The organism is Hoeflea sp., assembly GCF_984452065.1.
The window spans coordinates 1-9,895 of the sequence record NZ_CFHWAF010000157.1 but is presented as its reverse complement, the minus strand read 5'-3'; the positions used below and the strand labels follow the sequence as shown (position 1 = coordinate 9,895).

At 60.9% G+C, this 9,895-nt stretch carries 10 protein-coding genes; 6 read left to right on the top strand and 4 right to left on the bottom strand.

Annotated features, from left to right (window positions below):
* The coding region (locus AC5E6N_RS21120; RefSeq protein ID WP_491749665.1) for an ABC transporter ATP-binding protein at positions 1-617 on the top strand (617 nt) is incomplete at its 5' end.
* Positions 618-654: 37 nt separating this feature from the next.
* On the top strand, positions 655-1,050 hold the full coding sequence (locus AC5E6N_RS21115; protein WP_491749664.1) for a RidA family protein: 396 nt from the start codon (positions 655-657) through the stop codon (positions 1,048-1,050).
* A 5-nt stretch (positions 1,051-1,055) separates the two neighbouring features.
* On the opposite strand, the gene iolB is transcribed toward AC5E6N_RS21115, so the two are convergent.
* The 3 genes from iolB to AC5E6N_RS21100 all read right to left on the bottom strand — a co-directional run bounded on the left by iolB (position 1,056) and on the right by AC5E6N_RS21100 (position 4,817).
* On the bottom strand, positions 1,056-1,856 hold the full coding sequence (iolB, locus tag AC5E6N_RS21110; protein ID WP_491749663.1) for a 5-deoxy-glucuronate isomerase: 801 nt from the start codon (positions 1,854-1,856) through the stop codon (positions 1,056-1,058).
* Between the two features lie 79 nt (positions 1,857-1,935).
* On the bottom strand, positions 1,936-3,867 hold the full coding sequence (locus tag AC5E6N_RS21105) for a bifunctional 5-dehydro-2-deoxygluconokinase/5-dehydro-2-deoxyphosphogluconate aldolase (protein WP_491749662.1): 1,932 nt from the start codon (positions 3,865-3,867) through the stop codon (positions 1,936-1,938).
* Positions 3,868-3,974: 107 nt separating this feature from the next.
* Complete coding sequence (locus AC5E6N_RS21100; RefSeq protein ID WP_491749661.1) at positions 3,975-4,817, bottom strand: MurR/RpiR family transcriptional regulator; 843 nt, start codon at positions 4,815-4,817, stop codon at positions 3,975-3,977.
* 494 nt (positions 4,818-5,311) lie between these two features.
* Between AC5E6N_RS21100 and AC5E6N_RS21095 the strand changes: the two genes are divergently transcribed.
* The 4 genes from AC5E6N_RS21095 (at position 5,312) to iolG (ending at position 9,449) form a co-directional block, all read left to right on the top strand.
* Positions 5,312-6,262, top strand: a complete 951-nt coding sequence (locus AC5E6N_RS21095; protein WP_491749660.1) for a sugar ABC transporter substrate-binding protein — start codon at positions 5,312-5,314, stop codon at positions 6,260-6,262.
* Between the two features lie 162 nt (positions 6,263-6,424).
* Positions 6,425-7,564 carry an ABC transporter permease gene (locus tag AC5E6N_RS21090; RefSeq protein ID WP_491749659.1) on the top strand — a complete coding sequence of 380 codons (1,140 nt, stop codon included), beginning with the start codon at positions 6,425-6,427 and terminating at the stop codon, positions 7,562-7,564.
* 1 nt (position 7,565) lies between these two features.
* The gene (locus AC5E6N_RS21085) at positions 7,566-8,345 is read left to right on the top strand and encodes an ATP-binding cassette domain-containing protein (RefSeq protein WP_491749658.1); all 780 of its coding nucleotides are present in this window, start codon (positions 7,566-7,568) and stop codon (positions 8,343-8,345) included.
* Positions 8,346-8,459: 114 nt separating this feature from the next.
* Complete coding sequence (iolG, locus tag AC5E6N_RS21080; RefSeq protein WP_491749657.1) at positions 8,460-9,449, top strand: inositol 2-dehydrogenase; 990 nt, start codon at positions 8,460-8,462, stop codon at positions 9,447-9,449.
* A gap of 55 nt (positions 9,450-9,504) precedes the next feature.
* Here iolG and AC5E6N_RS21075 read toward each other — a convergent pair.
* The coding region (locus tag AC5E6N_RS21075) for a TOBE domain-containing protein (RefSeq protein ID WP_491749656.1) at positions 9,505-9,895 on the bottom strand (391 nt) is incomplete at its 5' end.

Here is a 9,895-nt window from a genome sequence, read left to right as displayed (position 1 = left end):
TGAGCGTCGACGAGGGTGAGGTGGTTGCCCTCATGGGTCGCAACGGCATGGGAAAGACGACCACGATCCGTTCGGCCTGCAAGATCCTGCCCTACCGGCACGGCTCTGTGCGTTTTCGCGGGCGCGATCTCGGATCGTTGCGGTCGCACCGGGTCGCCCGGCTCGGCATCGGGCTGGTTCCGGAGGGGCGGCGCTGCTTTCCCAATCTGACGGTACACGAAAATCTGGTCGTGGCGGCGCGGCCCGGCGAATGGACGCTGGAACGGGTCAACGGGCTCTTCCCGCGTCTCAAGGAGCGCCAGCGCCAGTCGGCAAGCACGCTTTCGGGCGGCGAACAGCAGATGCTGGCCATCGGGCGGGCGCTTATGACGAACCCGAAACTGCTTATCCTCGATGAGGCGACGGAAGGGCTGGCGCCGGTTATCCGGCGGGAGATCTGGTCCGCGGTCTCTGAATTGAAGACCGCGGGCCAGTCGATCCTGATCGTCGATAAAACCCTGAAGGAACTCATGAAGGTGGCTGACCGCTGCACCATCCTGGAGCGCGGAACCAGTGTCTGGGACGGTCCGCCGTCCGATCTGAACAAGGAAATCCAGGACCGTTTTCTCGGGGTCTGACCGCCGGGAGGACACATGAAGTGAAGGCTGGAGTGCTATGAAAATACTCAATCCGGAAGGTTGGACGCCTGCAAAGGGCTATGCAAACGGTGTCGAAGCGAGCGGCCGCTTTGTCGTCACAGGCGGCCTTGTCGGCTGGAACGGCGACCAGGTGTTCGAGACCGATGATTTTGTCGGCCAGTGCGAACAGGTTTTCCGAAACATCGTCGCGGTTCTGGCGGAGGCCGGTGCGGGGCCGGAGCATATTGTGCGGATGACCTGGTACATCACGGACAAGGCCGAATACCTCGCCTGCCAGCGCGAACTCGGCGCCGCCTACCGGCGCGTCATCGGCAGGCATTTTCCGGCGATGGCCGTCGTTCAGGTCACCGCGCTGATCGAAGATCGTGCCAAGGTCGAGATCGAGGCGACGGCGGTGCTGCCGGAAAAGTAAATATTTCAGCCGGCGTCGAGCAGCCATTCATGTTCCGGGGCGTTGTGGAATTTCCAGGTGCGTTTCGGACCGGCCATGACGTTCAGATAATAAAGATCATAACCGTGACAGGCCGCGCAGGGGTGATATCCCTTCGGCACGATCGTCACGTCGCCATCCTCGATGGCCATCGATTCATCCAGCGACCGGTCGTCGGTGTAGACGCGCTGGAAGCCGAAACCCTGCGGCGGGTTGAGGCGGTGGTAATAGGTTTCCTCAAGCATCGATTCATGGGGAAGATTGTCCTGATCGTGCTTGTGCGGCGGGTAGGAGGAGGTGTGACCGCCGGGTGTGATGACCTCGACAACGAGCAGTGATTGGGCCGGCTGTTCCTCGGGCAGGATGTTGGTGACGTAACGCGTGTTGGTTCCCGTTCCCCGCGTCTCCTTGCTCAGATCGGCGGGGGCTATGGCACGCGCCGGCAGTGTATGAGCCGTATCGGGTGCGGAGCAGACGGCGAGTTCAACGTCCGTTTCCGCCGTCACCTGCCAGTTTGAGCCGCCGGGGACGTAGACGGCGGCGGGCACGCCGTCGAACGGCGACATGCGCCCGCCCAGAACGCCGAAGTCCTCTCCCGCAGCCGCGACCTTTCCCCGGCCCGTCAGGAAAACAAGGCAGACTTCCCGATCGCCCGTTTGAGCGCCGACGGTGTCGGACGGCTGCAATTTGTGAAGATCGAAACCGACATAATCCCATCCGGCGCTTTCCGGTGTGATGTGGGTGACAAGACCGTGCCCGTCCTTGGGCTTCACCAGAAGTTTCGACACGCTGACAATCTCCTCTTATCGCCCGGCGGCTGATCACGTTATAGCCGGTTTTTGAGCCAAGCCGGGAGAAGAAATTCGTTCAGCCTGGATTGCGGCAGCGCTGCCAGAGTGTGCACAGCTTCTCGAAGCGTCCGGCCATGTCGGCAACGGCCTCATCGTCGTTTATTTCTTTGGCCAGCCATTTTTTGGCAGCATCGCCAAAGATGGTGCGCCCGACGGCGAAGCCGCGAACGGTCTCTATGTCGGCGCAGGCGCGGAATGTCTTCTCCAGTTCGTCGACCGGCGTGTCGAGGCCGAGGACGACGATGCCGCGGCACCAGGGGTCGTTGCGATTTATGACCGCCTCGGTGCTTGACCACGCGGCGGCTGACACCTGCGGTTCCAGCTTCCACCAGTCGGGCCTGATGCCGAGCGCGTATAATTCAGAGAGCGCACGGGCAATCGTATCGTCCTCAAGGCTGCCGTGTTTGCCCGCGATGATTTCCACAAGCAGTTCGCGTCCGACCTTCCGCGCCGCCTGAAAAAGCGCCAGGAGCTTTTCCTGCTGCTCGGCCTTCAGCGTTTCCGCGTCGTCAGGGTGATAGAAGCACAGCACCTTGATGCAGTGATTATGCGGCCATTCGTGAAGTTGCGAGCCGATATCCTGGCTGAATTCGAAACGCAGCGGCCTCGATCCCGGCAGTTCGACCGGACGGCCGAGCCAGGAGAAATCATGTTTCGCCGCGTCGAAGAAGGCCTCGCGGCCAAAGCGCTCGTCGAGCAGCATGCCGAAGCCCGCACGCCCGTCCGCGACCCGGGCAGCCGAAGCGACCGCGAGCCGCTTGAACTGCGGGATCCGGTCGTGGCCGACGCCGAGCTTGTCGGCGATGTCGGTCAATTGCACCCGGTGATCGATGGCGAGCGCCATGAGCTGGGGGATGTCCCGGTCGCGGGTGGTTGCCCAGTGAATGTGATTGATGGCCTCGTCCTTGCGCAGGGCGCGGTGGGGCGATCCGTTTTCAAGAAAGCTGTTGAGTTCCTCCCAGGTCGGAATTTCCGGCGAACACAGCAGCCGCGAGACCGCAAAGGCGCCGCAGGCGTTGGCCCAGGTCGCGCTGGTCGCATGATCTTGCCCGCGCAGCCAGCCGCGCAGGAAGCCCGACATGAACGCGTCGCCGGCGCCGAGGACGTTGTAGACCTCGATCGGAAACCCCTTGCCGACGATACCGTCCTCAAGATCTTGGGGAATAGGGCCGTCATAGACGATGCACCCCATCGGGCCGCGCTTGAGAACGATGGTGGCGGCGCTCAGGCCGCGAATGGTTTCAAGGGCCGCCGGCAGTTCGCTTTCACCCGATGCGATCAGGATTTCCTCCTCCGTGCCGACGATGAGATCGCAATCCGGCAGCACGGCTTTCATCTTTTCGGAGACGGCGCCCGAGGCGATATAACGCTCTTCGCCGGCCGCGTGTCCGGCAAGGCCCCAAAGGTTCGGCCGGTAGTCGATATCGAGGATGACTTTCGCGTTGTTTTGCCGGGCGAGCTTCATTGCCTTCTTCTGCGCCGCGGCGGTGTCCGGCTTTGAAAAATGCGTTCCCGACACAAGCACGGAGCGGGAGCGGGCGATGAAATCCGGGTCGATATCGTCCTCGCACAGCGCCATGTCGGCACAGTTCTCGCGATAGAAAATCAGCGGGAAGGTGGTGTCGTTCTGAACGGACAGGAGGACCAGGGCAGTCAATCTGTCCGGGTCGGTGACGATGCCGCCGCTGTCCACACCCTCGCGCTGCATCTGTTCTCGGATGAAGCCGCCCATCTGTTCATCGCCGACCCGGGTGATCACCGCGGAGTTCAGGCCGAGACGCGAGGAGCCTATGGCGATATTCGAGGGACAGCCGCCGACCGATTTGGCAAAGGAGGTGACGTCCTCAAGCCGGGAGCCGATCTGCTGGCCGTAAAGATCGACGGATGACCGGCCGATCGTGATGACATCCAGAATATGGGAAGCGCCGTTCGATGCCGCAGCAGCCATTTTGGTCTCTCCGGAAGGAAACGCCCGCTGCTCGGGGCAGCGGTTCGGTCAAATGAAACAGTAATTCCAAAATTCTGTCAATTCAGAATAAAAATTCTGAACGACATCTAGGGCAGGTTCTGACGGGCTTCCGCGATGGCGACGGGCAGGGCCGAGCAAAGCGCGATGCTGGCCGACAGCGAGCGGAAACCGGCATAGTCCGCTTCGGCGATTTCGATCCACTGCGTAGCGCAGGCAGCGAGGGGAGAAAATGCCGAGTCGGTGATTGCCACGACGGGCACGCGGGCTTCCGACATGCTGCGGGCCTGGGCAACGCTGTCGGCGGCATAGGGAGAAAAGCTTATCGCCAGAGCCGCATCCTGCGGACGCGCCATGGCGGCAATTTCGGGATCGATGCCGTTGGGTGAGGCGATCAGGCTGTTGCGGATCTTCAGCTTGCCGAAGGCGTAGGCCATATGTGCGATCAACGGATAGGAACGGCGTCGTGCCAGCAGGTAGATCGTGTCCGCTCCGGCCAGGATATTGACGGCCCGGTTCAGGGTTTGCGGATCGATGCTTGCCGAAAAATCATCGAGCGAGCGCCTGGCTGAAGACAGGAAGCCATCAAGAAGATCGGCGTCCTCATGCAATGTGCCGCTGGAGGCGGCAATGGTCTTGAGGCGATCTTCGTAGCTCGGCGTTCGGTGCCGCAGCCTCGCCTGGAAAACCCGCTGCAGATCCGAGAAGCCCTCATAGCCGAGCTGGTGGGCAAAACGCACCAGGGTGGAGGGCTGCACGTCGGCGGACGCGGCAATGCTCGCCGCCGTCCCGAAAGCCACCTCATCGGGGTTGTCCATGGCGTATTTGGCGACCTGTGCGAGCCTGCGGGGCAGGGCGCTCCGACGCTCGATGATCAGGCTGCGCAGGGACTCGAAATCCCGGGGTGCGAGTGTCGTATCATCTGTCTTCAAGATGCTTCCCTTGGAATGTTCTGATCTCAATGTGTCATATATGAAATAAATATTCCATAGAGGAAATGTCTGTTTCGTAAACAAACTCCGTCTGCGCCTTCAGAGTGCTTTGCAACCGGTTGCAAAATTGATCGACCTGGCATAAGGTGTTCTCGGATTGGCTCACGGACACCGGCTTGTTCAAACCGTCCGGCTGAGCGGAGGCATTCCTCTCATGAGCGCAGGCTTATCGGACGGCAAATAAAAGGGAGGTTTATCATTTTGAGCAGGCAGGGTGAGGACCGGGCTTGACCGGCGGCCATAGAGCGGCTTGGCTTGCAGCTTGACCTCATCTGCGATTGGTGGAATAAATATTCTGCTAGATGAGTTTTTCGGTTAAGACGTTCCGTTTTGCGTCACGGCCGAATTCGGGAGATAAATATTGGCGCTCCGTGTGAGTGGGAGCGCTCCGGATGAGACAGGTGCTTCCGGACACCCTGGTGGAGGAATTTGCAATGAAAAAACTGTTACGCGGTCTTGTGGCTGGTGTTTTTGCCGCGGGTTCGATGTTCGGGATGGCCGCAACGGCGAGTGCCGAAGGTGAGCGCATTGTGCTGATCAGCCATGCGCCGGATTCCGATTCCTGGTGGAACACCATCAAGAACGGACTTTCCATGGCCGGCGAGCATGTCGGCGTAGACGTCGAGTACCGCAACCCGGCCACCGGCGATATCGCCGACATGGCGCGGATCATCGAGCAGACAGCCGCGTCGAACCCGGACGGCATCATCACCACCCTGGCCGACCCGGATGTCCTCAGCGGACCGATCAGCAATGCGGTCGCCAAGGGCATTCCGGTGATCATCATCAATTCGGGCACGCCCGAGCAGGCAGCCGATGTCGGTGCTCTGATGTATATTGGCCAGCCGGAATATGATGCCGGTCTTGCCGCCGGTCAGCGCGCGAAACGCGACGGTATCGGCTCGTTCCTGTGTGTGAACCACGTGGTCTCCAACCCGGTTGTGGGCGAGCGCTGCCGTGGCTTTGCCGACGGACTTGGCGTCGAGCTTGGCGATTCCATGATCGACTCCGGTCAGGACCCGGCCGAGATCAAGAACCGCGTGAAGGCGTTCCTGTCAGCCAATCCCGACACGGAAGCCGTTCTGACGCTCGGCCCGACTTCGGCCGATCCGACGATCGAAGCGCTGAAGGAAAACGGCATGGCCGGAAAGATCTATTTCGGTACGTTCGATCTCGGCACCGAAATCGTCAAGGGTATCAAGGACGGCACGATCCGGTGGGGCATCGACCAGCAGCCCTTCCTGCAGGCTTATCTGCCGGTCGTCGTGCTTGCCAATTACCAGCGTTTCGGCGTGCTGCCCGGCAACAACATCAACTCCGGCCCCGGCTTTGTCACCAGGGACGCCCTGGCCAAGGTTGAAGAGTTCGCAGGCGAATATCGCTAGGACTGCCGGCGGCCGCGCTCTGCGCGGCCGCTGACCTTGGGCCCTTTTTCAGAGCCGTCATGCGGCCGGCCCGATAGTGTTCGGTTCACTGAGAACCGGTTTGTAACGAACATCTCGAAACTTGGACTCGCCTGGAACTCCGGGCGAGGATGGGAGGCCGACATGTCAGAAGCCGAAGCCAAGGCGGCGGCGCCGCAGGAGGAGGATCGCGACGAACGCATCCGGGAAATCTCGCCGTTGCGCAAAACGCTGATCAGACCCGAACTGGGCTCGATCTGCGGCGTGATCCTCGTGTTTGTGTTTTTCCTCATGATTGCCGGTGATTCCGGCATGTTCTCGCCGGAAGGCATCGTGAACTGGACTGTTGTTTCGGCGCAGTTCGCGATTATAGCCGTAGGTGCCTGTCTTTTGATGATCGCGGGCGAGTTCGACCTGTCGGTTGGCTCCATGATCGGCTTTTCGGGCATTGTCATCGCACTGATGTCGGTCACCTACGGCTATCCGATGTGGGTCGCGATTATCGCGGCATTCGTCATCGCCATGAGCATCGGCTGGCTGAACGGCTTCCTGGTGATCCGCACCGGACTGCCGTCCTTCATCGTCACGCTGGCCTTTCTCTATATCCTGCGCGGCCTGACAATCTTCCTGGCGATCTTCACGACCAACAAGACCATCATCGGCGGCGTGCGCGATGCCGCGGAGGGCGATTGGCTCGCGGCGATTTTCGGCGGGAAAATCTTCCAGGGATTTTTCGTCTGGCTTGCCGATCTCGGACTGATCGACAAGTTCGTCGCCGGTAACCGGGCGGGCGAACCTGTCGTCGACGGCATACCGATGCTGATCGTCTGGGCCGTCGGCCTGATCATCTTCGGCCATATTCTTTTAACGCGTACGCGTTTCGGCAACTGGATCTTTGCTTCGGGCGGCGATGCGCAGGCCGCGCGCTATACCGGCGTGCCGGTCAATCGCGTGAAGATCATGATGTTCATGTTCACCGCGTTCTGCGCGACGGTCTTCGCGACCTGCCAGGTGATCGAGTTCGGTTCGGCGGCAGCCGACCGCGGCGTTCTGAAGGAATTCGAGGCCATCATCTCGGTGGTCATCGGCGGTGCGCTGCTGACGGGCGGTTACGGATCGGTGGTCGGCGCGGCGCTTGGCGCCCTGATCTTCGGCGTTGTCCAGCAGGGACTGTTTTTTGCCGGGGTGGAGAGCTCGCTGTTCCGCGTGTTCCTCGGTGTGATCCTGCTTTTGGCCGTGATCCTCAACACCTATATCCGCCGCAGCATCACAGGGGAGCGCTGAGATGAGCACGCCACTGATTGAACTGAAGAACATCGAAAAACACTTCGGCTCGGTGATCGCGCTGAACGGCGTGTCCATCTCGGTCAATCCGGGAGAGTGTCACTGCCTGCTCGGCGATAACGGCGCCGGCAAGTCGACCTTCATCAAGACCATGGCCGGCGTCCACAAGCCGACCCGCGGCGAGATCTTCATGGAAGGCAAGCAGGTCACGTTCAACACGGCCCGCGACGCCATCGAAGCCGGGATCGCCACGGTCTATCAGGACCTTGCGATGATCCCGCTCATGTCGGTGACGCGCAATTTCTGGATGGGCAGGGAGCCGCGCAAACGGATCGGCCCGCTCAAGTTCATCGATTTCGACATGGCCAACAGGGTGACGATGGAAGAGATGGCGCGCATGGGCATCCATCTGCGCGAGCCAAGCCAGGCCGTCGGGACATTGTCGGGCGGCGAGCGCCAGACGGTCGCGATCGCAAGGTCGGTCTATTTCGGCGCCAAAATCCTGATCCTCGATGAGCCGACCTCGGCACTCGGCGTGCGTCAGACTTCCAATGTTCTGGCGACGATTGACAAGGTGCGCAAGAAAGGGATCGGCGTTGTGTTCATCTCGCACAATGTGCGCCATGCCATGGCGGTCGGGGACCGGTTTACCGTGCTTAACCGCGGCCAGACGCTCGGCACCGCGACGCGCGGGGAGATCAAGCCCGAGGAACTGCAGGACATGATGGCCGGCGGCAAGGAACTGGCGCAGCTTGAGAGGTCCCTCGGCGGAACCGTCTGACACGGATGTCGGCCGGGCATAGCCGCTTGGCCGACACGATTTTTCTTTCCTGGTGGCGGCAGGCGAAAGCCTGCTAAACCATGCAGGTCGTTTCATCTGGACGAGGACAGGATCATGAGTATTGGTTTCGCGTTGCTTGGGGCAGGGCGTATCGGAAAGGTGCATGCCAAGGCCGTCACCTCAAATGCGGGTGCCCGGCTGGTTGCGGTCATGGATGCCTTTGAGCAGGCGGCTTCCGAGGTGGCCGCCGCATATGGGTGCGATGTGCGGTCGCTGGAGGCGATCGAAGCGGTCGATGATATCGATGCCGTCATTATCTGCACGCCGACCGATACCCATGCCGATCTGATTGAGCGGTTTGCCCGCGCGGGTAAGGCGATCTTCTGTGAAAAGCCGATCGATCTGAGCGTCGAGCGGGTGCGTGAATGCCTGGCGACGGTTCGCCAGACCAATGCCAAGCTCATGGTGGGCTTCAACCGGCGGTTCGATCCGTCGTTTCAGGCGGTGCGTGCCGCGATTGACGAGGGCAGGATCGGCGATGTGGAGCTTGTGGAAATCACCTCACGCGATCCGGCACCGCCCCCGCCGGAGTATATTGCCAAGTCAGGCGGCATCTTCCGCGACATGACCATTCACGATTTCGACATGGCCCGGTTCCTCCTGAAAGAAGAGCCTGTGCGCGTTTGTGCGACGGCGTCCGTTCTTATTGACAGGAAGATCGGAGAACTCGGCGATTTCGACACCGCCGCCGTCATTCTTGAAACGGCGAGCGGGCGGCAATGTGTGATCACCAATTCCCGGCGTGCCAGTTACGGTTATGACCAGCGCATCGAGGTGCACGGTTCAAACGGCATGATCGCGGCGGAAAACCAGCGTCCGATCATGATCGAAATCGCCGATGAAGGCGGCCACCGCAGGCCGCCATTGCACGACTTCTTCATGACGCGTTATGTCGACGCCTACGCGGCTGAGATCGGTGCGTTTATCGCCGCGCTTCGCGATGGCGAGGCGGTCTCGCCGACGGGCGAGGACGGGCTGAAATCGCTGATCCTGGCGGATGCGGCGCTGCAATCGGTGATCGAGGGGCGGATGGTGGAAATCTGAGCCCCGGCGATATGAGGGATTTACGGTGCCTGCTCGCCTGACGCTCCGACACCCTCTATTTTTCCGAAATGGCGCGGCCGTTGCCATCGAACCGGAACAGGCGTGATTGATCGGGCGTTGCAAAGAGCCTGTCGCCGGCATCGAACTCATGCTGACCGAAGAGTCGTACCGTCAAAAGGCCGGTGGCTTCGGTATCCATATAGAGGATCGTATCGGCTCCGAGATGCTCGGCATGCAGGACATTGCCGGTCCAGTCGCCGCCTTCACGGTCGACCGAAACATGTTCCGGCCGGATGCCTATGGATGTCGCCGCGCCCTCACCGAGACGGCTTGCCTCGATGAAATTCATCTGCGGCGATCCGATGAAGCCGGCTACAAATGTGTTGGCCGGGTTGTTGTAAAGCTCCATCGGCGAGCCGATCTGTTCGACAACGCCGGCGTTCAGG